The sequence below is a fragment of the Aliiroseovarius sp. CAU 1755 genome (genome assembly GCF_054482655.1).
In genome coordinates this window covers 468,545-490,827 of record NZ_JBTLRH010000003.1, presented here as the reverse complement: position 1 = coordinate 490,827, position 22,283 = coordinate 468,545, and the positions used below count along the sequence as shown (strand labels likewise).

Here is a 22,283-nt window from a genome sequence, read left to right as displayed (position 1 = left end):
CATGAGCGATCTGGCAGTTGCAATCGTGGCCGAGGCGCGCGCGTGGCTTGGCACGCCCTATGTGCATCAAGCCTCGTGCAAGGGGGCAGGCAGTGATTGCCTTGGACTGGTGCGTGGTGTCTGGCGCGCCGTCTTGGGTGAAGAGCCAATAAAGGTGCCACCCTATACGCAGGACTGGTCTGAAGCGTCTGGTCTGGAGAGCTTGTGGGACAACGCGCGTGCGCACTTGATCGAAAAGCCCATGTCACAGGCAAATCCCGGCGATGTTGTCCTTTTTCGGATGCGCGGTGGGGCTGTTGCCAAACACCTTGGGATCCTGACGCAAGTGGATCCCTCTTCTTCCTTCATCCATGCCTATAGCGGTCATGGGGTCGTTGAAAGCACGCTTTCCACCCCTTGGGCGCGCCGGGTCGTGGCATGTTTCGCATTTCCTGAAAGGACAAGCTGATGGCGACGATCGTACTTTCTGCAGTTGGCGCGGCGGCCGGTGCCTCTATTGGTGGCGGGGTGTTGGGCCTGTCATCGGTGGTCATTGGCAAGGCAATCGGCGCGACCCTTGGTCAAGCGATTGACAACCGCATTCTCGGTGCCGGGTCAGAGCCGGTCGAGACCGGAAGGGTCGATCGTTTGCGACTGACCGGTGCCTCAGAAGGGGCAACCGTCCCGATGGTCTATGGGCGGGCCCGGCTGGGCGGACAGGTGATTTGGTCCACGCGCTTCAAGGAAACCACCGCGACCACGGGTGGCGGCGGGAAAGGCATGTCGCCGCCCGAGCCGGAAGTCACGACCTATAGCTATTCCATCAGCCTCGCGATTGCACTGTGCGAGGGCGAAATCACGCGGCTGGGCCGCATTTGGGCGGATGGAAACGAAGTCGCAGCAGAAGACCTGACCTTGCGCGTTTACCGGGGAACCGAGACGCAGGGGCCAGACCCGAAGATCGAAGCCGTCAAGGGGACAGGCAAAGCGCCTGCGTATCGCGGCATCGCTTACGTGGTGATCGAGGACTTGCCGCTTGGCCAGTTTGGCAACCGCGTGCCTCAGTTCAGCTTCGAAGTGTTCCGCCCCGAACAGCGCTATCAACCCAATGAGGTCGCGCGCGGCACGCGCGCTGTGGCCCTGATCCCGGGGACAGGTGAATATGCCTTGGCGACCTCGCCGGTGCATTATGGTGACGGTCCGGGTGTGACTGAGGGGTCAAATATGAACAGCCCCTCAGGTCTGACGGATTTCAAGACGTCCTACCGGATGATGCGACAAGAGATGCCCAACTGTAAGAACACGGCCCTCGTTGTGTCGTGGTTTGGCGATGATCTGCGGTGTGGCGCCTGTCAGATCCGCCCGCGGGTCGAGCAAAAAGCGTTGGATGGCAAGTCCATGCCATGGACCGTGACCGGGCTTGGCCGGTCACAGGCCGGGGTGGTGCCGAAGGACAGCGATGACCGCCCGATCTATGGCGGAACGCCCTCTGACCAAGCGGTGAAAGAGGCGATTACGCATGCCTCGAGGAATGGTCGCAAGGCGACGTTCTATCCGTTCATCCTGATGGAGCAGATGAAAGGGAATACCTTGCCTGATCCATGGTCAGGTGGCGCCGGGCAAGCTGAATTGCCGTGGCGTGGTCGGATCACGACATCGCTTGCACCACATCACGCAAATTCGCCAGACGGATCCGCTGCGGCGATCCAGCAGGTTGCGTATTTCTTTGGAGATGCTGCGCCAAATGACTTTGCGGTCACGGCTGATGGTGTTGACTACATCGGCCCGGCCGAGTTTTCGTATCGTCGGTTCATCCTGCACTACGCCCATCTGTGTGCCGCGGCAGGCGGCGTGGATGCGTTTCTGATTGGATCAGAACTGCGCGGCCTGACGCAGATCCGTGGGCCAAACAACAGCTTTCCGGTTGTGGACCAGCTTGTCACGCTGGCGGCAGATGTGCGGTCGATCCTTGGGTCTGGGACCAAGATCTCCTATGCGGCGGATTGGTCCGAGTATTTCGGCTACCACCCACAGGATGGATCGGGCGACGTGTTCTTCCACCTCGATCCGCTCTGGGCAGACCCGCAGATCGATTTCATCGGCATCGACAATTACATGCCGCTGTCTGATTGGCGCGACGGGTTCAATCATGCGGACGCCCACCACGGCGCGATCTATGACCTTGCCTATCTGCAATCGAATATCGAGGGCGGTGAAGGCTACGACTGGTATTACAAGACGCCGCAAGCCCGTGATCTGCAGATCCGCACGCCGATCACCGATGGCGCCCATGGCGAGCCTTGGGTGTTTCGCTACAAAGATTTGCGCAACTGGTGGCTCCAGGCGCACCACAACCGTGTGGGCGGGGTGCGCGCCGTTGTGCCCACCGACTGGCTTCCAGGCTCCAAGCCGTTCTGGTTTACTGAACTGGGGTGTGCTGCGATCGACAAGGGCACCAACCAGCCCAACAAGTTTCTTGACCCCAAAAGCTCGGAAAGTTCTCTGCCTCGGTATTCGAACGGGCGGCGTGATGACTTGATGCAAGCGCAATATCTGCGCGCGATGTACGATTATTGGGGCGATGCAGGAAACAACCCGACGCATGACGCAAGCGGAGTGAAAATGCTCGACATGGGTCGCGCGCATGTTTGGGCATGGGATACGCGTCCTTTCCCTCAATTCCCGAACCGCAAGGGATTGTGGAGCGATGGTGCCAACTATCGTCGTGGGCATTGGTTGAACGGTCGGGTGTCGGCTCGGTCGCTTGCCTCTGTGGTGTCCGAGATCTGTGATCGCTCTGGTGTCAGCAATTACGATGTAAGTCGTCTTTACGGGTTGGTGCGTGGCTATGTGGTGGACCAGATAGGTGGCGGCCGCGCAGCCCTTCAACCCTTGATGCTGGCCTACGGGTTCGAGGCGTCTGAACGCGAAGGCACGTTGGTTTTCAAGTCCCGCACCGGGCGGTCTGATTTCGTGATTGACCCCGACAAGATGGCCTTGTCGCCGGATCGTGAGACCACGCTTGAACGTGTGCGCGATCCCGAGGCTGAACTGGCAGGGCGCGTGCGCCTGAACTATGTGGAAAGCGAAGGCGACTATGACATACGTTCGGTCGAGGCAGTGTTTCCGGACGCCGCCAATCGCGCGGTGACGGTATCCGAGTTTCCCCTGATCCTGACACGGGTCGAAGCAAGATCCATCGCCGAACGCTGGTTGTCAGAAGCTCGTGTTGCACGGGACCGCGCCAGTTTCGCTCTGCCGCCGTCAGAATTGGCCAAGGGGGCAGGGGATGTCATCGAAATCACGACCGATGCGGGCACGGAACAGTTTCGGCTGGATCATGTCGAAGATGCGGGGGTGCGGTCCATCCGGGCCGTGCGGGTCGAACCTGGGCTGTTCCAGCCCTCTGATAGCGTCGAACCCGCGCCTGCGGTCAAGCCCTACATCCCTCCGGCTCCGGTGTTTCCGGTGTTTATGGATCTGCCGCTTCTGACCGGGGACGAGGTGCCGCACCAGCCGCGCATTGCGGTGACGGCGCGCCCGTGGCCGGGACGGGTGGCACTTTACAGCTCGGTCACGGACAACGGGTATGCGATCAATCGCACGATCACGGAAAGGTCGGTTATTGGCGTGACGCTGAACGACATGACGCAGGCCTCCTCAGGGTTGATTGATCGTGGCCCTGCGTTGCGCGTCAAGCTGACCGATGGCACGCTGTTTGCCACCTCGATCGAAGATATGCTGAACGGTGCGAACGTGGCCGTGATTGGTGACGGAAGCCCCGACAATTGGGAGGTGTTCCAGTTCGCTGGCGCAGATTTGGTCGATGAGCGCACATACGATCTGACCCTTCGGCTTCGAGGACAGGCAGGCACCGACGGGGTTGCGCCATCAGTGTGGCCTGCCGGCAGTATCTTTGTGCTGCTGGGCGGGCATCAAGATCAGGTCAAGCTTGCCTCATCCGCGCGTGGGTTGAACCGCCACTATCGGATCGGCCCGGCCCGCAGGCCGTTGTCAGACCCTTCTTTCCTGCACAAGGTGCATGCTTTTGCAGGCATTGGCCTCAGGCCCTATGCGCCTGTGCACCTGTCCGTGCGTGATGTGGCCGGAGATCACACGATCAGTTGGATCCGCCGCACCCGGTTGGATGGCGACAGCTGGCAAGACGGTGATGTGCCATTGGGAGAGACCTCTGAAACCTATCGGTTGCGAGTGCTGGATGGGCCGACCATCAAACGGCAACTTGATGTTGCAAGTCCACACTGGACCTACGGCGCCTCGTTGCGCAGTGCAGACCTTGTTGGCGCGTCCTATGCCATCGAGGTGGCGCAGGTGTCTGACCGGTTCGGACCGGGCCCATACACCCGTCTGGCAGTGGCGCTATAGCCGTGCGGCCGCTCTTGCCCGGAGACATTGCCGCGGCCGCCTGTGCCCTGCTGGCGATGCCTGTCGCAAAACGACCCGGCGCGATGCTTGAAATGCTGCATCGCGCCGAGGCGGCAGACAGGTATCGCAAGACGCTGGGTTATGCTCACCCAAACTGGGGCAACGGGAGCCTTGCTGCCGTGGCAATGTCGCTGGCGCGCCGGGCCGAGCCAATGCAAAGCGACCCCGACTATGTCGACTGCATGCTAACGGTTTTTGCCGCACTGAAGGCCCGTCACGATCGGAAAACGCGGCTTAGCCGGTCGCGCAACTGACGCATTTGCAGGCACAGGGATCAAGGTCAAGCCTGGCTGCCGGGATCGGGTCACCGCAATCGTCGCAATAGCCGAACTCGCCATCTTCTAGACGCGCAAGGGCTGCGTGAAGGCGCCGGCGCTGGGTCGCGCGGTGCGCGGCCGTTGCTTTGGCCATCGCTTGGTTCTGCAGGGCGTCCATCCGGCTGAGCCGGCCAACAGCCTGTTGATCCAATTGAACGATCTGCTGACCCTCCGCGCCAAGCGCGTCCTCTTTGCCCAGTTTTTCCAAAGCCTTCAACAGCCTGAGACGGAAGACTTCTTTGGTTGGGTCATTCATTTTGGATATCTCGGCGATCACGGCTTTGCATTTTGAACTTCGACCCTATCTGGTGTATGCAGAGCGTTCAACGAAAGGAACAGGTATGGCCGAAACGCGCGCGATCGTGACCGAGATAGACCCGGTCTGGGATCGGATTTCACACGAAGCCCACAAAGCCGTGGCAGATGAACCGCTTTTGGGCGGTCTGATCCATGCCTGTGTGCTGCATCACCGGTCACTGGAAAAGGCGCTGTCTTATCGTTTTGCAGCCAAGCTGAGCTCGAACGAGATGAGCATGGTGTTGCTGCGCGAAATCGCGGACGAAGCCTATGCTGAAAACACCGCGCTGGCTGATGCAGCGCGTGCGGATATCCGGGCCGTGTTGGAACGTGACCCGGCCTGTCATCGCATGTTGCAACCGATCCTGTTCTTCAAAGGTTTCCAAGCGATGCAGGCCTACCGGCTTGGCCATTACTTGTGGAAGAAAGGGCGAAAGGATCTGTCCTATTTCATCCAGATGCGCTGCTCCGAGGTCTATGGAATCGACATCCACCCCGGTGCGCGTATTGGCAAGGGCATCATGATTGACCATGCCCATTCGATCGTGATCGGCGAAACGGCGGTGGTCGGCGACAACGTGTCGATGCTGCATTCCGTGACGCTTGGCGGGACCGGCAAAGAAGACGAAGACCGCCACCCCAAGATTGGTGATGGTGTGCTGATCGGTGCAGGCGCCAAGGTGCTGGGAAATATCAAGATTGGCACCTGTTCACGAATTGCCGCGGGGTCTGTCGTGTTGGAGGATGTGCCGTGCAACAAGACCGTCGCGGGAGTGCCTGCGCGCATTGTTGGCGAAGCGGGGTGCGATTGTCCATCGCTTGAAATGGACCAGACGCTTCTACAATAATTCTCGGGTCGGCGGAAAACCGCAAACTTGCTTCAGATCAATGTTTTAATTCGGCGACTTCATCTATACGGAGCCGTGGAACCAATATTGGAGATCCGAGATGAAACAGATTTGGCTTGCGACGGTTGTTGGCTTTTCAGCCCTTTTCCTTGTCGCCGTTGCCGGGTAACCGACACGCCAAAGCCGGGTGATACACCCGCAAGATGACGAAGGGCGACGCGATTGCGCCGCCCTTTTGTTTTGTCTGGTGGACAGTTTATTGGGACAGTTGGTCGAAAGCCTGAAGCGCACGCGACCCATACATATAGCCGGGGCCGCCACCCATCATGATCGCCACCGACACGGTTTCCGCAACTTCCTCGCGTGTGGCACCTGCTTTGATCGCCGCCCGCACGTGAAACCCGATGCAGTCATTGCACTGTTTGGCGATGCCAATGGCGATGCACTGAAGCTCTTTTTGCTTGGTCGACAGGACTCCATCACCCATCGCCGCGCGATGCATCGTCACGAACCCTTTGGCAGCTTCGGGCTGAACAGCGCGAAAGCTGTCGGTGTTGGCGCTTGTGTCGTCAAGTAGGGCTTTGAAATCCATTGTGTTCTCCGAAAGTTATGTTGTTGGAAAAGCAAATGGCTCAAGACAGAAATGCCCGCCTTGAGCCATGTCAATAGATTGCACATTTCGAATGTGACGTTACGCCAGCATCGACATCGGGTTTTCAAGGTTGTCCTTGATCGCGGTCAGCAGCTCTGCGCCCAGTGCACCGTCAATGACCCGGTGATCAACACTCAGGGTAACCGACATGACCGTTGCCACACCCAACGCGCCCTCTGCGTTGACCACGGGCTTTTTCACACCGGCGCCAACCGCGAGGATCGCACCATGCGGCGGGTTGATCACGGCGTCGAAATTGTCGATGCCGAACATCCCAAGGTTTGAAATGGCGAAGCTGCCGCCCTGATACTCGTGCGGCGCAAGCTTGCGGTCACGCGCGCGGGTGGCCAGGTCTTTCATTTGGGCCGACAGGCTGGACAAGGACCGCATTTCTGCGTCTTGCAGAACCGGTGTGAACAAACCACCTTCGATCGCGACGGCAACCGCCACGTCCGAGGCTTTCATCTTCAAAACCCGATCACCGGCCCAAACGGCGTTTGCGTCGGGCACCTGTTGCAGCGCAATCGCGCAGGCCTTGATGATGAAATCATTCACCGACAGCTTCACGCCGCGTGCCTCAAGCTGCTTGTTCAACTGGCCCCGGAAGGCCAGCAGCGCATCCAGTTGGATGTCGCGGCGCAGATAGAAATGCGGGATGGTCTGTTTGGCCTCTGTCAGACGGGCGGCGATGATTTTGCGCATCCCGTCCAGCTTGACCTCTTCATACGCCCGACCCTCATACATCGCAGCAATGGCGTCGGACGAGACCGAAGGCGCAGGCGCCGCCACAACAGGTGCACCGGCGGCGGCAGGTGCTGCTTTAGGTGCGGTTGCCGTCGCGCCTTCCACATCGGCTTTGACAATCCGACCCTTGGGGCCAGAGCCTTTGATCTGCGCAAGGTCCAAACCTTTATCCGCCGCGATCCGGCGCGCCAGAGGCGAGGCGAAAATACGTGTGCCGTCAGCGGCTTGCGGGGCAGGGGCGGCGCTGGCAGGTGCCGCTGCCTCAACCGCTTTGGGAGCGGCCTCGGCTTCGGCAGCAGCAGGCGCTGCGGGTGCGCTGGCGGCCACGTCGCCGACCTCTTCGCCGTCCTCGACGATGATCGCGATGGCGGTGTTCACTTTCACACCCTCGGTGCCTTCAGCCACAAGGATCTTGCCGATGATCCCTTCATCGACCGCTTCGAACTCCATTGTGGCCTTGTCGGTTTCGATTTCGGCCAGAAGATCGCCCGACGCGACCTCGTCGCCTTCCTTGACCAGCCATTTGGCCAGCGTGCCTTCCTCCATCGTCGGGGACAGGGCGGGCATCAGTATTTCGGTTGCCATGTCAGTGTCTCCTTACCGATAGGTCACAGCTTTGGCGGCGTCGATGACCTCTTTCGTTGTCACGAGCGCAAGCTTTTCAAGGTTGGCGGCATAGGGCATGGGGACGTCTTTGCCCGTCAGGTTGATCACCGGTGCGTCCAGATAATCAAAGGCTTCTTGCATCAAAACCGCCGAGATATGGTTGCCGATTGACGCGACGGGCCAACCTTCTTCGACCGTGATGCAGCGGTTGGTCTTCATGACCGATTGGATCACGGTCTGGCTGTCAAGCGGGCGCAAGCTGCGCAGGTCGATGACCTCGGCCGAAATGCCGTCCTTTGCCAGCGCGTCCGCGGCCTCAAGCGCATATTTCATACCGATGCCGAAGCTGACGATGGTCACATCATCCCCCTCGCGCCAGATGCGTGCCTTGCCGAAGGGGACGGTATAGTCGTCAAGCACGGGCACATCGAAGGCCTGCCCGTAGAGAAGCTCGTTCTCAAGGAAAACGACAGGGTTCTGGTCGCGAATAGCCGATTTCAGCAACCCTTTTGCATCTGATGCCGAATAGGGCATTGCCACATGCAGGCCCGGGATTTGTGCATACCACGCCGCATAGTCCTGGCTGTGTTGCGCGGCGACACGGGCGGCGGCACCGTTCGCGCCACGAAAGACGATGGGACAGGACATCTGGCCGCCCGACATATAGCGCGTCTTGGCGGCTGTGTTGATGATGTGGTCAATCGCCTGCATGGCGAAGTTAAAAGTCATGAACTCGACAATCGGTTTCAGGCCAGCCATGGCCGCGCCGGCGGCAAGACCGGTGAAGCCGTGTTCGGTGATCGGTGTGTCGATCACCCGCTTGGCGCCAAATTCATCCAGCATGCCCTGACTGACCTTATAGGCGCCCTGATATTCTGCGACCTCTTCGCCGATCAGGAACACCGTGTCGTCTTGGCGCATTTCTTCGGCCATCGCGTCGCGCAGGGCCTCGCGCACGGTCGTTGAGCGCATTTCCGTGCCGGCGGGTATGTCCGCTTCGGCTGGGATCACGGGCGTGACGGGGTGTGCTGCGGCGCGGGCGGGTGCCTCTGCTTGCGCAGGGGCAGGGGCGTCAGATGCCGGGGCTGACGTTTCGATGTCATCGGCGCTTTCGCCCTCTTCGATCATTATCGCGATGGGCGTGTTCACTTTCACGCCTTCCGTGCCTTCTGCCACAAGGATCTTGCCGATGGTGCCTTCGTCGACGGCCTCGAACTCCATCGTTGCCTTGTCGGTTTCGATCTCGGCCAGGATGTCGCCGGATGCAACCTGGTCGCCTTCTTTCACAAGCCATTTCGCCAAAGTCCCTTCTTCCATTGTGGGGGACAGGGCGGGCATCAATACTTCAGTAGCCATTTTGTGGTCTCCTCTGTCCGGGATCAGGCGTAGATATCGGTCCACAGCTCTTCAAGCGCGGGCTCGGGGCTGGTTTTTGAGAATTCGGCGGCGTCGTTCACGATTGCCTTGATCTCTTTGTCGATGGCCTTCAGGTCATCTTCGGAGCTGTGTTTGCCTTGCAAAAGCAGTTCGCGGACATGCTCGATCGCGTCGCGTTCTTCGCGCACCTTCTGGACCTCTTCGCGGGTCCGATACTTTGCCGGGTCCGACATCGAATGGCCGCGATAGCGATAGGTCTTCATCTCAAGGATATACGGTCCCTTTCCGGCCCGGCAGTGTTCGGTGGCGCGCAAACCGGCTTCCTTCACCGCCAGCACGTCCATGCCGTCTACCGCTTCGCCGGGGATGCCAAATGCCTCGCCGCGTTTGTAGATATCGGGTGTTGAGCTTGATCTCTGCATCGAAGTGCCCATGGCATATTGGTTGTTTTCAACCACATAAATCACGGGCAACTGCCACAGTGAGGCCATGTTGAAGCTTTCGTAGACTTGACCTTGGTTGGCTGCGCCATCCCCGAAATAGGTGAAGGTTACGTTGCTGTTTTCGCGGTATTTGTCGGCGAAGGCCAGCCCGGTGCCAATTGGCACCTGCGCGCCAACAATGCCGTGGCCGCCGTAAAAATGCTTCTCTTTCGAGAACATGTGCATCGAGCCGCCTTTGCCTTTGGAATACCCACCTTCACGGCCCGTCAGTTCGGCCATGACGCCCTTCGGGTCCATCCCGCAGGCCAGCATGTGACCGTGATCGCGATAAGACGTTATTCGCTTGTCACCGTCCTGCGCGGCGGCTTCCAGTCCAACCACGACAGCTTCCTGTCCGATGTAGAGGTGGCAGAAGCCACCGATCAGCCCCATGCCATAGAGCTGGCCGGACTTCTCTTCGAATCGTCGAATAAGCAACATCTCTTTGTAGAATTCGAGCAATTCTTCTTTGGATGTGTTTGATTTCTTGTTGCTTTTCCGGGTGGCCATATGGCGTCCTCCTCTTGGCGTCAGCTGGTGTTCCGGGGGTAGTTTAGTGTTAAACTAGCTTATACAGTTTTTGTCGTTTCAGGTCGATGAAAACTTGATGCGCCCAAGCGAAAGCTGCATTGCAAATTGCGCAAGCCCCGTGGCTTGCCAAGATGAGTTGCGAAGGGGGATCAGCGCAGGATGACTTCGTCGGCGCGGGCCATGCCCAGAACCTCTCGGGCCTGCGTGTCGAGCAGGTCAAGATCCAGATAGTCATCAGACAGACGATGGGTCAGGTTTGACATCGCCGCAATCTCGGCCGAGAGCGCATCACGTTCTTTCAAGAGCGCTTGCGTCTCAGCCTCGATCTGCACACGACGGAACAGACCATAGTCGCCCTGCACACTGGCAAACGTGAAATACAGGCCGAGACCAACGATCACGACGAAGTAGATTATTCCACCAAAACCAGTTTGTGCACGAGGTGCGCCCATAGGCTTCCTGTCTGTATTGTACTGCCTCTTGCCCGTTTCTTGGTGAACGGTGCAAGGACACTATGTCATAGGCGATTCGCCTTGTGAATCCCCAAAACGAATCGATTGCCAGAAAAAGGCGAAGCTTCGCCGGGTGTTCGCGATCTGGGTCGTATGACGCGGGAATGCCGCAGTATCGTCGCGACCCGTCGCCGCTTTGGTCAAGGACTGCGCTGAAGGGGGTGCGCCTGCTTGCCGGCGAAGGCGGATGGGATAACTCTGTTGTTCTTGATGTGCCGTTTGACCAATGTTCTGACGCGCGCGCCGTGGTGCAGTTGGCGGGATGGCGTTTGGGGCACGGCCACAGGCGCGATTGCCGTGCTGGGCCAAAGGATGCGCAACTCCTCGCGCGCGCCTGGTGTCATCGCCGTCAGTGCCTCGGGTCCAAGATACAAGCTTTCGGCGGCGATGCCGTTTGCATTCAGGATTTGATGGTCGTCCAGCAGGATGTGGAAATAGTAAAACTCTGCCTTGGGGACTTCGACCTCAATGCCGTCCGATCCAAGCAGATCTTTGGCGGCGGACAAAATTTGTGGCACGCCGAACATGCGTTGTGCAATGGCCCCGCAGATCATGATCCGGTGCTGACGAGACACGCGCAGCGGCGGGGTCGGGTCGGCCAAGCCCAGAAACCGGGTGCTGATGGCAATCGGGTGAAGCCGTTCGTCGGCGCGCAAGTCTGCCAGCGTGACACGCCGGGCAAATATCCAGCGAATAGGCTGCCACCCGTGATCCAGCGTGTTCACAAGATCGCCTGTGCGCAAGTGTTCGATAGGGGTGAAGCCCTGCGGGGTTTGCAACACCGTGCCCGAGGCGAAGCAAACGATGTCCGTGCCGGGGGTTGGCGTTAGCCCATTGTTGAACCCCGCCGATGTGCGCTGGATTGAAAACCCGTCCTGATCGTTGCCGAAATCCTCGGTAACGCCCGATTGGGTGGCGGTGCTGGAGAACCCTGAATAGCCAGACCCGTTGACGGGGTCGTCTGCCGTGTCACCGTTATAGGTCGCCTGAATGTATTCATCATTGTTGGGGTCGTAGACGACAATGTTGTCGCCGTTATTGTTGAAGACCCCGCTGCCGTAGTCTGCGTCGAAGGCAAGGTTGTCGCCGGACACACTGGGCAGGCTGCCACCGTTCTGGACGTTGCGAACGACCACCGCGACAGCGCCAGGTTGCAAGACTGTGCCGGGCGGGAAGGTAAACCAATTGTCCCGGCCCTGATCCCACAGTTCCAATCCGGATATATCAATTGCGGCATTGGAGGTGTTGATCAGCTCAATGAATTCGTCTCCGCCACGGGCGCGACCGCTGCCATCCGTGTCGAAATTGTTGGCGCCATTGGGATCAACAAGAACTTCGTTGATCGAGATGCCGCCCAGAAGTGTGCTGGCCATACAATCGGCCTTTCATTGAGTTGCGAACTGGTACTCGACGTCTCATGATTATGCAGGGTTTTACGGGAAAGGTAAAATTCAACCGACGCGAGGCACCTGCACAGGGCAGTGACGCCGCGCTGCGATCAGCTGAACAGGGCAGGCAAAACAAAAGCGCCCGCAGCGAAGGCTACGGGCGCTTTTTAGGTGTTTGCCAGATTAGCCCGCGATTGAGGCTTGATAGATGCTGTCGATCGTGTCGGCGATGGTGGCGTTGAATTCGTCGTCCGATTGCTGCGCGGACAAGCCTTCTGTCAAAGCGCGCGAGAAGCTTGCGATGACACCGGCGTTTTTCGCCAGACGCGCGTTTGCTTCAGCGCGGGAATAGCCACCCGACAACGCCACGACAGAGGCGACGCGTGGGTGATCCACCAGCGCCTTATAGTGGTTCGGTGTCTCGGGCAGTGTCAGCTTCAGCATCACCGTCTGATCCTCCGCAAGCGCGTCCAGATGCGCTTTCAACTCGGCCAGAAGCAAGTCTTCCGCGGCCGCCTTGTCAGGGATCGAGATGTTGATCTCAGGCTCGATGATCGGCACCAAGCCATGGGCGATGATCTGTTTTGCGACTTCAAACTGTTGCGCCACGTTGGCTTTGATGCCATCGGCATTGGCCGCGTTGATGACGGATCGCATCTTGGTGCCAAAAATGCCGGCCTTCACGGCGCGGTCACAGAGCGCATCCAGATCGGGCATCGGTTTCATCATCTGGGCACCATTCACTTCTGCTTCCAGCCCCTTGTCGACCTTCAAGAAAGGCACCACACCGCGATCTTCCCACATGAAGGTCGCCGTCGGTTTGCCAGCGATTGTCCGGTCCATGGTCATTTCAAACAAGATGGCGCCGATGACTTTCTCGCCCGTAAATGCAGGGGCCTGCGCGATGCGTGACCGCATGGCGTGGATCAGGTCATACATTTCCGCGTCGCCCGAATAGGTATCTTCTTCGATGCCATACAGGCGCAGGGCCTTCGGGGTCGAACCGCCCGACTGGTCAAGGGCTGCAATGAAGCCTTGGCCGGCTTTGATTTGTTCCATTTGTGCTTGGTTTGGCATGTCGGTCCCGTTTTGATCTGGGTGAATTTCCACTGTTCTAAGGGAGTGTGCCAACCCTTGCAATTCTGCTGGCGCTAACGCCGCAGATTGAAATGTGCCCCCGATCACACCCGCGGGCGAAATTGGGGGCCGCGGGGTCGATTGCTCCGGGTCTTGCTTCCGGTGCTTTGGTGGGCGCGCAACGGATGGTTGGACCGTGGGCTGAAACGCGCTGCGCCGTCTTGCTATTTCGTCAAGATCAGCTTGCCGGCCCGCGTGATGGTCAGTGTGTAGACCATGTCATTGAGCACAATTTGGGCTTTGCGGCCCGATCCGGTCAACGCCAGCGCGTCGTGCTGTGGCGGGGTGGTCTTGCTGGCACCGTCAAAGGCCGAGCTGGTCAGAGGGGCGGTCATGTGTGGTCTCCTTCAAGGCACGCCTCGATCCATGTGGCCAGAGATCGCAGGCCAGACAGGATGGGGAGGGAGAGTGTCAAATCGGTTCGGGCCAGAAAAGAACCCTTGGTCGGATCGGTCATTGTCGCGCTCCTGCACGGAAGGGCGGTTGCCCTGAGGTCTCCGGCTGATCGCGATTGCGACTGGCTGACGTTTATTTCCTACTAAAACACTCAGGTAACTGTCAACCCGATACTGCCCAAAAAAAACCCGCGCCTTTTCAGGGCACGGGTTCCATTGGTTCGATGAGTGGTCGGTCAGTCGCCCAGGGCCGCAACCCCCGGCAATTCCTTCCCTTCCATCCATTCAAGGAAAGCCCCGCCCGCCGTCGAAATATATGTGAAGTCTTTCGCGGCATCTGCTTTGTTCAGGGCGGCCACCGTGTCACCACCACCGGCAACCGATGTCAGCCTGCCCGCGGCAGACAGCTCTGCCGCAGCCTTCGCGGCGGCGTTTGTGGCTGCGTCGAAGGGTTCAATTTCGAACGCGCCCAAGGGACCGTTCCAGATCAGCGTCCGGGCGGTCTCGAAAACCGCGGTGATGCGCGCCACGGTTTCGGGACCAGCATCAAGGATCATGGCGTCTGTAGGGCAGGCATCGACCGCAACGGTTTCATGCGCAGCGCCCGCCGCGAATTCGCGCGCCACGACCACATCGCTGGGCAGGATGATTTCGCACCCTGCCGCGTCGGCTTTTTCAAGAATTTCGCGGGCTGTATCGGCCATATCGTGTTCTGCCAGCGACGTGCCGATTTCGATGCCCCGGGCGGCAAGAAACGTGTTGGCCATACCGCCGCCGATCACCAAATGATCAACCCGTTTGACCAGATTGCCCAACAGGTCGAGCTTGGTCGAGACCTTTGCCCCGCCAACAACCGCCACAACCGGGCGTTCAGGGTCGCCAAGGGCGGCTTCCAGAGCAGACAGTTCGGCTTGCATCAAACGACCTGCACAGGCGGGCAACAAATGCGCCAGCCCAGCCGTGGACGCATGGGCACGGTGGGCGGCCGAAAACGCGTCATTACAGTAAACATTGCCTAACGCCGCCAACGAGGCCGCGAACCCGCCATCGTTCTTCGTTTCACCTTCGTGAAACCGGGTGTTTTCCAGCAGCAGCACATCGCCTTTTTCCAATCCGGCAACCGCTTTCTTGGCGGGTCCGCCGATGCAATCCTCGGCGAATTTTACCGGGCATCCCAACGCGGCTTCCAGTGCCGGGCGCACGACGGACAGCGACATGTCCGGCACACGCTGCCCTTTGGGGCGGCCAAAATGCGCAAGCAGAACCGGCTTTCCGCCGGCGTCCAAAATGTCGCGGATGGTGGGCAGAATGCGCTGAATGCGGGTGTCATCCGTCACTTGGCCATTTTCGACCGGCACGTTGATATCCACGCGCGTCAGCACAACCATGCCGTCTAGATCCATATCATCAAGTGTTTTCCAGGCCATCTGTCTCTCCATCTGCTACGGGGCAGTTGCACATTAAAAGGGGGCCGGGGTCAACGGGTTTGGGGGCGAAAATGCGCCTGTGACCTCTTTCATCTTGCCCAAAGCGCGCATAAGTTGGCGGGCAATTGACCCAAGTCACCGATAGACAAACAGGAGGCCCAAATGGCCGATTACAAAGATCCCGAAAACACCATCCTGATGGAGCTTAAAGGCGGCACAGTGGTGATCGAACTGCTGCCCGATGTGGCCCCCAAACACAGCGAGCGGATGAAAGAACTGGCGCGCGCGGGCGACTATGATGGCGTTGTCTTTCACCGCGTGATTGATGGATTCATGGCGCAGACCGGCGACGTGGCCAACGGCAAAGACCCGATGACCCTGCGCCACGCGGGCACGGGTGGGTCGTCGCTGCCGAACCTTCCGGCCGAATTTTCAAAGCTGCCGCATGACCGTGGCACTTTGGGGGCGGCACGTTCGGCGGATCCAAATTCGGCCAACAGCCAGTTTTTCATCAACTTCAAGGACAACCATTTCCTCAACGGCCAATACACCGTTTATGGGCGTGTGACGTCGGGGATGGAGCATGTCGACGCCATCACCCGTGGCGAGCCGCCAGCGGAGCCTGATGTGATGATCTCGGTCAAGGTGGCTGCTGATGACTGAACGCACACGCCGTGAAAAGAGGACCTTTCTGGCCGCCTTTCTGGCCGGTGTGGCAATTGTCGTCGGGTATGCGATCTATACGTTCTTGCCCTCGACACCGCCCGAGGTGGACACAGTGGCGCTTGGTGACGCACCGAAGATCGAAATCAGCGTCGCAGGCGAGGCGGAAGGCCGCATCGTCATCACGTTGCGCCCTGATCTGGCCCCGCAACATGCGGAGCGTATTGTGCAGCTTGCCAAGGATGGCGCGTATGACAACGTGGTGTTTCACCGCGTGATCGAAGGCTTCATGGCGCAAACGGGCGACGTGGAATTTGGCAAGGCTGACGGCAATGGTGGCCGCGCGGGCATGGGTGGATCGAGCTATCCGGACCTGCCAGCCGAGTTCTCGCAGGAACCGTTTGTTGCAGGCGTTGTCGGTATGGCGCGCTCGCAAAATCCAAACTCGGCCAACAGCCAGTTCTTCATCATGTTCGCCCCCAGTCCCAACCTGAACGGTCAATACACCGTTGTCGGGCATGTGACAGACGGCTTCGATGTGGTTCAGGCGATCAAACGTGGCGAAGGACCCAATGGCGCTGTGATCGGCACGCCGGACGTGATGACATCGGTGCGCGTTCTGGACTAAAGCGCGCGCACGTTTGCTCAAACCCCCGTGAGGGGGGCTATGGGGCCTCTTCTTTCTCTGTCAGAATATCTCTGACACGGCTGAAAGGAGAGGCCCCATGCGTATCATCCTGACCTTGCTGGCCATCGCAACAGGGCTATGGGCGCAGGATTTGCGCGCCGAGCCGCGCTTTTGGCAAAACGAGTTTCCAAAGACCGACTTCGCCCAAACCACGGTTGAGAACTGGGCCGAAATCCTGTCCGGTGGTCCCGGCCGCGATGGCATCCCCGCATTGTCAGACCCCGCGTTCCTTCCGGTGATGGACGAAGCAAGGCTGGCACCGCGCGAACCGGTCATCACGCTTGAGATGTCGGGCGAAGTGCCGCGCGCCTATCCCCTGCGGTATCTGACATGGCACGAGATCGTCAATGATCAGGTCGGTGACACACCGGTGGCCGTGACCTTCTGTCCGCTATGCAATTCAGGCATGGTGTTTGACCGCAGGGTCGCGGGGAAAACGCTTTCCTTCGGCGTGACGGGCAAGCTCAGAAACTCCGATATGGTCATGTATGACCGCGAAACGGAAAGCTGGTGGCAACAAGCAATCGGTGAAGGGATCGTTGGCACCTACAGTGGCACCCAGCTCGATCAGCTGCCCGCCTGGATGGAAAGCTGGGCCGAATTCGCCCGCCGTAACCCAGATGGGCAGGTCATGGAGCAACCCGGCACAGGCCGGCCCTACGGTCAAAACCCCTATGCTGGGTATGACAGTCGTGACCGACCATACCCGTTCTTCACAGGAGAAAACCCGCCGCATGGCGTTCCTGCACTGGCGCGCGTGGTGCGTGTAGGCGACCGGGCGTGGCCCGTCGCGCGCCTGTCGAAAGAGGGCAAGATCAGCGAAGCCGGGGTGGTGATCAGCTGGACCGCGGGACAGGCTTCGGCTTTGGACACGACGCGCATCTCGAAGGGGCGTGACGTGGGCACGATCCGGGTGCATGACGCAAACGGGCAAAACGTGGCGCATGATGTGCTGTTTGCCTTCGCGTTTCATGCCTTTTGGCCAGACGGCACTTGGATGCTGGGCAGCTAGGCTGCAACGCCCATGGGCGCGCCAGAAGTAACCGGAAGTAAAGGTCGCTGGCCGGGTGGAAAAGCCGCTAGTTGCCCCGGCGCGTAAACATCGCGGCATCCTCTGCCGCGCGCCGGATCGCCTTGGATTTGTTCACCGTTTCTTCATATTCCGCCTGCGGGTCGCTGTCATAGACAACGCCGCCACCTGCCTGAATATACAGCTTTTCATCTTTCACGACGGCCGTGCGCAGGGCGATACACATGTCCATATCGCCGCCTGCACTGAAATACCCAACGCCGCCGCCATAAACGCCGCGTTTTTCCGGCTCCAGTTCGTCGATGATCTCCATCGCGCGAACTTTCGGCGCACCCGAAACCGTGCCCGCTGGCATCCCCGCAAAAAAGGCAGAGAGGGCGTCCTGATCATCGCTCAATTCCCCCACAACGTTCGAGACGATGTGCATCACATGGCTGTAGCGCTCGACGATGAATTCCTCGGTCGGGCGCACGGTGCCGATCTTGGCCACCCGTCCCACGTCGTTGCGTCCCAGATCCAAAAGCATCAGGTGTTCTGCCAGCTCTTTCTGGTCAGCCATCAAATCGGCCTCATAGGCCTTGTCTTCTTCGGGCGTAGCCCCGCGCGGGCGGGTGCCGGCGATCGGGCGGATCGTCACTTCGCGGTCAAAGACGCGCACTAGGATCTCGGGCGAGGCACCCACGACCTGAAAGCCGCCGAAGTTGAAATAGAACATGAACGGCGATGGGTTTGTGCGGCGCAGACTGCGATAAAGCGCAAACGGGGGCAGGGGAAAGTTCTGCGTCCAGCGCTGGCTGGGCACCACCTGAAAAATATCCCCGGCGCGGATGTAGTCCTTGGCCTTTTCGACCGCCGCCAGATAGTCAGGTTTCTTGAAATTTGAAACCAACGGGCCAAGTTCGCACGCTTCGCCCAGATCGCGGGTCTCGCCGGGGGCCGCCCGGTCCAGGTCACGCAAGGCATCCATCACCCGTTCGGCAGCCTGCGCATAGGCCGCCTTGGCCGACAGACCGCTGTCCACAAAGGCCGGCGACACCAGTGTGACATCGCCTTTTACCCCGTCCAGCACGGCCACCACTGAGGGGCGCATCATCATTGCATCGGGCAGACCCAGAGGGTCAGGGTTCACATCGGGAAGGTATTCGACCAGCCGGATCATGTCATAGCCCAGATAGCCGAACAATCCGGCAGACGCGGCAGGCAGGTCAGCGGGCAGGTCGATGCGGCTTTCCGCCAGCACTGCGCGCAATGCATCAAGCGGATGGCCGGGCATGTCTTCAAACGCGTCGGCATCAAATCGTGCCTGTCGGTTGATCCGCGCGTGATCGCCCCGGCAATCCCAGATCAGGTCAGGTTTCATGCCGACGATCGAATAGCGCCCGCGCACTTCACCGCCCGTGACGCTTTCCAGCATGAAGCTGTCGCGCCGTGCTTCGGTCAGCTTCAGCATCAGGCTGACCGGCGTGTCCAGATCGGCCGCCAGACGGGTATAGACCACCTGGTTCTTTCCGGCATTCCAACCGGCTTCGAAATCCTCGAACGAGGGTGTCAGAGCCATTGGGTGTCCTTTCCGGTCGGTCGCGTGGCTGCGGGTTACTGGAACTGCGCGTTCACAGCGTTGATAACGGCGCGGTTCAGTTCGATCCCCGCGCGGGTCTGAATGGCACGTGAGAAGGCGGCTTCGACATCCAGCGCGATTTCCTGCGCGGTGCCGGCGGCGAAATTGGCCTTGACGGAGGTCGCTTCCTCGCTGTCCTGATCGGCAGGCTGTATGGCATCCAAGCGCACCAAGATCACAGTGTCAGCGCTTTCGATAACGCGCCATTCACCGACGTCCATGCTGAAGACCTCGGTCATGAAGGTCGGCGGGGTGCCTTCGATGAAGGCCTCGCGTTCCTGATCCTGCTCCACGACCTCGGTCAAGCCCAGCGAAGATAGGCTTTCGCCCCCTTCCAGCTTGGGTATCAGGGCGCGGGCCTGATCTGCCAGAAGGCTCATGCGCTTTTCTGCGGTCCACCCGGCGGTCACTGCGTCAGACACTTCAGTCTGGTCTTGCAGGCGCGGTTCCTGAAGCTCGTCCAGCCGCAGCGCAAAGACACCGCCGTCGGTCATCAGAGTGATTTCTGGGAAATCGTCGACGGTGACGGCCTGTGCGGCGTCGCGAAAGGCGTCATAGGCGGCGATGCCGTCGCTGTCGCCTGCTGTCCAGTTGATCGTATCCAGCCGCATATTGTGACTTTGGGCGATCTCTTCCAAGGTTGCGCCGCCGGCCATCTGGTCATCAAGCTCGGCCACCATGTCGCTGATTTGGCGGCGGGCGGCATCTGCGGCCAGTTCACCATGCAGGTCGTCGCGGACATCTTCAAAACTGGTTTCGCGAGCCGCGAGAATGGCATTCATCCGGTAAAGGGCAGGGCCAATGTCGCTGTCATGCGGGCCGGTGACACCGGGTTCGGTCAGCGCAAACACGGGCGCGCCCGCGGCTCCCAGTTCGGATTGGGACAAATCGCCAAGGTCGATGTCAGACAGTTGCAGGTCGCGCGCCGCAACCAGGTCTTCAAAGCTCTTTTCGCCGGCCGCAATGGCGTCCGCAGCGGCTTGGGCCTCGGTTTCACTTGCAAATACAAGACGTTCCACCATACGCCGCTCTGGCACCTGATATTCCGAGGCGCGTTCGTCATACAGCGCACGGATCTGGGCGTCGTCGACATTGATCGACGGGATCACGTCTTCGGGGTTGAGCCACGCATAGGTGATCACTTTTGTTTCGGGCAGAGTGAAGTCGGCAGGATGCGCCTCGTAATACCCCGTCAGATCCGCCTCTGAAGGCGCAGGGACCGGGGTGCTCAGGCGATCTGTTCCCATCGCCGCCCATGTGAAATCGCGGGCTTCGCGGGCATAGGCATAAAGCGTGTCCACAAAGACCGGTTGGGTCGCAATGCCATTGGCCACGGCAGCCTGCAGGATTTGGCGGCTCACCTCGTCACGCAGGCTTTTCTCGAACTCCGAGGCGGTCAGGCCAGATTGTTCCAGCGCGAAAGTGTAGCCTTCGCGGTCAAACTTTCCATCGACACCTTGAAACGCAGGGATGTCGACGATCCGGTCGCGCAGGTTCTTGTCGCCAACCGAAATGCCCAGCCGACGGCTCTCGTCTTCCAGAGCGGCAGTCGCGATCACGCGCGACAGCACCTGTTGATCCAAGCCAAAATTGCGCGCCATTTCCATCGTCACACGCGTGCCGGTTTCGGCCTGAAACGCATTCATTTCAGATTGCAATTCGCGCGCATAGCGGCTTGCGTCAACCTCGGTATCCCCGACGGTTGCAATGGACCCGACAGAGCCGCCAAAATTGGTCGAGCCGAAGCCCACCAGCCCGACCATCACCAGACCCATCAAAATCCACCCCAATGTGCGAGAGGTCTTGCCGGTTGCCATGCGCGTCTTCCTTTTTTCCAACTGTTCCAAAGGGTTTTAGGTGAGCCCGGCCGGAATGCCAATATGTCTTCGCATCGTCCATTGAAAGGCGAGCGGCTGTCAGGGGGTGAAGGTCGTCAGCCGACCCAACACGGTCGCAATTGTGTCGGTGTCGATATTGGCGAAGGCAACGCGCAACTGGCGTGCGCCGGTCGCGTCCCCTGAGGGCGTGAACATCGTGCCGGGCAGGGCAAGGATGGCGCATTGGTCGACCAGGGTTTGCGCAAGCCTGTCCGATGGCATGTCGAACGGGTGTTCGAGATAGGCGAAATAGGCCCCGCAGCCGCGCAGATGCCAGCCATTGGCCGCCAAGGGGACAAAACCCGCGCGCAGGGCCGCCGCGCGGGTCAGAACCTCGACACGTTCCCCTGCCAGCCATTGGTCCAGATTGCGCAAACCCCATAGGGCGGCGTGTTGGCCCAGTTGGGCGGGGCAAATCGTGACCGTGTCCAAAAACTTCTCGACCTGCGCCAGACGCGCGGGCGACGTGACAAGTGCGCCGACCCGGTGCCCGGTCAGGCGGTAAGACTTGGAGAAGCTGTAAAGATGGATCACCGTGTCGTCCCAGTCCGGATCGTCGAACAGTGAATGAGGTGGCGCGGCGCTTGAATGGAAATCGCGATAGGTCTCGTCGATGATCAGCGCGATCTTATGGGCGCGTGCCAGATCACGGAAGGCCGCGATCAGATTGGGCGGGTATTCGACGCCTGCGGGATTGTTCGGAGTGACCAATGTAATTGCTCGCGTGCGCGGTGTGATCAGTGCTTTGGCAGCCTCCGGGTCGGGCAATAGATCGACCCCCGTCGGCAGCGCGACCGCGTTGACGCCGCACATATCAAGCCACATTTTATGGTTGAAATACCATGGCGTTGGAAGGATGACCTCATCCCCCGGTGCCGCCAAAGTGGCGATTGCGGCGCAAAAGGCCTGATTGCAGCCCGATGTGATGGCGATGTTGTCTGCTGTGACCGCCCCGGCGTAGCGCCGGGTGATGTTGGACGCCAGTTCCGAGCGCAGGGCGGGCAGACCCAACACGGGGCCATAAAGATGCGTTTCCGGCTGGCGCAGCACCGCCTCGGCCATGGCGTGGCGCATCGCGTCGGGCGGGGGATCGACCGGCGCGGCTTGGCTGACGTTGATCAGGGGCCGCTCTGGGGAAAAGCTTTTCCCTGCGATCCAGCGCCGTGCCTCCATCACCGGTGGCGGGACCGTGGCGTGAAGGTTGGGGTTGAGCGGGAACATGGCGGCCTCATAGGTTGGATATGAAAAGGGTAGCAATCGGCGTCATCG

Annotated in this window: 21 protein-coding genes; 7 read left to right on the top strand and 14 right to left on the bottom strand. The window is 59.8% G+C overall.

Annotated elements, in window-relative coordinates; all coding sequences use genetic code 11:
* Position 1: 1 nt before the first annotated feature.
* The 3 genes from ACXYMP_RS14260 to ACXYMP_RS14250 are packed head-to-tail and all read left to right on the top strand — an operon-like array spanning position 2 to position 4,679.
* Entirely contained in the window at positions 2 to 448 is a 447-nt protein-coding gene (locus tag ACXYMP_RS14260; protein WP_298566516.1) for an NlpC/P60 family protein, read from the top strand.
* The gene (locus ACXYMP_RS14255) at positions 448 to 4,365 is read left to right on the top strand and encodes a baseplate multidomain protein megatron (protein WP_458907114.1); all 3,918 of its coding nucleotides are present in this window, start codon (positions 448 to 450) and stop codon (positions 4,363 to 4,365) included. Before ACXYMP_RS14260 ends, ACXYMP_RS14255 begins: the two co-directional genes overlap by 1 nt.
* Before the next feature lie 2 nt (positions 4,366 to 4,367).
* On the top strand, positions 4,368 to 4,679 hold the full coding sequence (locus ACXYMP_RS14250; protein WP_298566520.1) for a DUF7742 family protein: 312 nt from the start codon (positions 4,368 to 4,370) through the stop codon (positions 4,677 to 4,679).
* On the opposite strand, the gene ACXYMP_RS14245 is transcribed toward ACXYMP_RS14250, so the two are convergent.
* Complete coding sequence (locus ACXYMP_RS14245) at positions 4,660 to 4,998, bottom strand: TraR/DksA family transcriptional regulator (RefSeq protein WP_458907112.1); 339 nt, start codon at positions 4,996 to 4,998, stop codon at positions 4,660 to 4,662. The genes ACXYMP_RS14250 and ACXYMP_RS14245 overlap by 20 nt on opposite strands.
* A gap of 85 nt (positions 4,999 to 5,083) precedes the next feature.
* Between ACXYMP_RS14245 and cysE the strand changes: the two genes are divergently transcribed.
* Positions 5,084 to 5,887, top strand: a complete 804-nt coding sequence (gene cysE / locus ACXYMP_RS14240; RefSeq protein WP_298566522.1) for a serine O-acetyltransferase — start codon at positions 5,084 to 5,086, stop codon at positions 5,885 to 5,887.
* A 256-nt stretch (positions 5,888 to 6,143) separates the two neighbouring features.
* On the opposite strand, the gene ACXYMP_RS14235 is transcribed toward cysE, so the two are convergent.
* From ACXYMP_RS14235 to ACXYMP_RS14190, 10 genes are all read right to left on the bottom strand, one after another.
* Positions 6,144 to 6,479: a carboxymuconolactone decarboxylase family protein gene (locus ACXYMP_RS14235; protein ID WP_298566523.1), complete on the bottom strand. Its 336-nt coding sequence runs from the start codon at positions 6,477 to 6,479 to the stop codon at positions 6,144 to 6,146.
* Positions 6,480 to 6,578: 99 nt separating this feature from the next.
* The gene (locus ACXYMP_RS14230; protein WP_458907109.1) at positions 6,579 to 7,868 is read right to left on the bottom strand and encodes a pyruvate dehydrogenase complex dihydrolipoamide acetyltransferase; all 1,290 of its coding nucleotides are present in this window, start codon (positions 7,866 to 7,868) and stop codon (positions 6,579 to 6,581) included.
* Between the two features lie 12 nt (positions 7,869 to 7,880).
* The gene (locus ACXYMP_RS14225) at positions 7,881 to 9,245 is read right to left on the bottom strand and encodes a pyruvate dehydrogenase complex E1 component subunit beta (protein WP_298566527.1); all 1,365 of its coding nucleotides are present in this window, start codon (positions 9,243 to 9,245) and stop codon (positions 7,881 to 7,883) included.
* Positions 9,246 to 9,268: 23 nt separating this feature from the next.
* A complete protein-coding gene (gene pdhA / locus ACXYMP_RS14220; protein WP_298566529.1) occupies positions 9,269 to 10,258 on the bottom strand; it encodes a pyruvate dehydrogenase (acetyl-transferring) E1 component subunit alpha in 990 nt (329 codons plus the stop codon).
* Positions 10,259 to 10,428: 170 nt separating this feature from the next.
* Positions 10,429 to 10,731 (bottom strand): FtsB family cell division protein, encoded by a 303-nt coding sequence (locus ACXYMP_RS14215; protein ID WP_298566531.1) that lies wholly within the window; start codon positions 10,729 to 10,731, stop codon positions 10,429 to 10,431.
* A gap of 200 nt (positions 10,732 to 10,931) precedes the next feature.
* Positions 10,932 to 12,164, bottom strand: a complete 1,233-nt coding sequence (locus ACXYMP_RS14210; RefSeq protein WP_298566533.1) for a Hint domain-containing protein — start codon at positions 12,162 to 12,164, stop codon at positions 10,932 to 10,934.
* 198 nt (positions 12,165 to 12,362) lie between these two features.
* A complete protein-coding gene (locus ACXYMP_RS14205; protein WP_458907106.1) occupies positions 12,363 to 13,238 on the bottom strand; it encodes a fructose bisphosphate aldolase in 876 nt (291 codons plus the stop codon).
* 242 nt (positions 13,239 to 13,480) lie between these two features.
* Positions 13,481 to 13,651, bottom strand: coding sequence for a hemin uptake protein HemP (gene hemP / locus ACXYMP_RS14200; RefSeq protein WP_458907104.1), 171 nt, complete (start codon positions 13,649 to 13,651; stop codon positions 13,481 to 13,483).
* Entirely contained in the window at positions 13,648 to 13,773 is a 126-nt protein-coding gene (locus ACXYMP_RS14195; RefSeq protein ID WP_458907102.1) for a hypothetical protein, read from the bottom strand. Before ACXYMP_RS14195 ends, hemP begins: the two co-directional genes overlap by 4 nt.
* 174 nt (positions 13,774 to 13,947) lie before the next feature.
* The gene (locus ACXYMP_RS14190) at positions 13,948 to 15,138 is read right to left on the bottom strand and encodes a phosphoglycerate kinase (RefSeq protein ID WP_458907100.1); all 1,191 of its coding nucleotides are present in this window, start codon (positions 15,136 to 15,138) and stop codon (positions 13,948 to 13,950) included.
* Between the two features lie 162 nt (positions 15,139 to 15,300).
* On the opposite strand from ACXYMP_RS14190, the gene ACXYMP_RS14185 reads away from it, so the two are divergent.
* From ACXYMP_RS14185 to ACXYMP_RS14175, 3 genes are all read left to right on the top strand, one after another.
* On the top strand, positions 15,301 to 15,801 hold the full coding sequence (locus ACXYMP_RS14185) for a peptidylprolyl isomerase (protein ID WP_298566541.1): 501 nt from the start codon (positions 15,301 to 15,303) through the stop codon (positions 15,799 to 15,801).
* The gene (locus tag ACXYMP_RS14180; RefSeq protein ID WP_298566543.1) at positions 15,794 to 16,429 is read left to right on the top strand and encodes a peptidylprolyl isomerase; all 636 of its coding nucleotides are present in this window, start codon (positions 15,794 to 15,796) and stop codon (positions 16,427 to 16,429) included. Before ACXYMP_RS14185 ends, ACXYMP_RS14180 begins: the two co-directional genes overlap by 8 nt.
* 97 nt (positions 16,430 to 16,526) lie before the next feature.
* Positions 16,527 to 17,501: a DUF3179 domain-containing protein gene (locus ACXYMP_RS14175; protein ID WP_458907097.1), complete on the top strand. Its 975-nt coding sequence runs from the start codon at positions 16,527 to 16,529 to the stop codon at positions 17,499 to 17,501.
* 67 nt (positions 17,502 to 17,568) lie between these two features.
* On the opposite strand, the gene trpE is transcribed toward ACXYMP_RS14175, so the two are convergent.
* The 3 genes from trpE to ACXYMP_RS14160 form a co-directional block, all read right to left on the bottom strand.
* Positions 17,569 to 19,077 carry an anthranilate synthase component I gene (trpE, locus tag ACXYMP_RS14170; protein ID WP_458907095.1) on the bottom strand — a complete coding sequence of 503 codons (1,509 nt, stop codon included), beginning with the start codon at positions 19,075 to 19,077 and terminating at the stop codon, positions 17,569 to 17,571.
* A gap of 35 nt (positions 19,078 to 19,112) precedes the next feature.
* The gene (locus ACXYMP_RS14165; RefSeq protein ID WP_298566548.1) at positions 19,113 to 20,954 is read right to left on the bottom strand and encodes a SurA N-terminal domain-containing protein; all 1,842 of its coding nucleotides are present in this window, start codon (positions 20,952 to 20,954) and stop codon (positions 19,113 to 19,115) included.
* Between the two features lie 99 nt (positions 20,955 to 21,053).
* Positions 21,054 to 22,235, bottom strand: a complete 1,182-nt coding sequence (locus ACXYMP_RS14160) for an aminotransferase (protein ID WP_458907093.1) — start codon at positions 22,233 to 22,235, stop codon at positions 21,054 to 21,056.
* Positions 22,236 to 22,283: the final 48 nt, after the last annotated feature.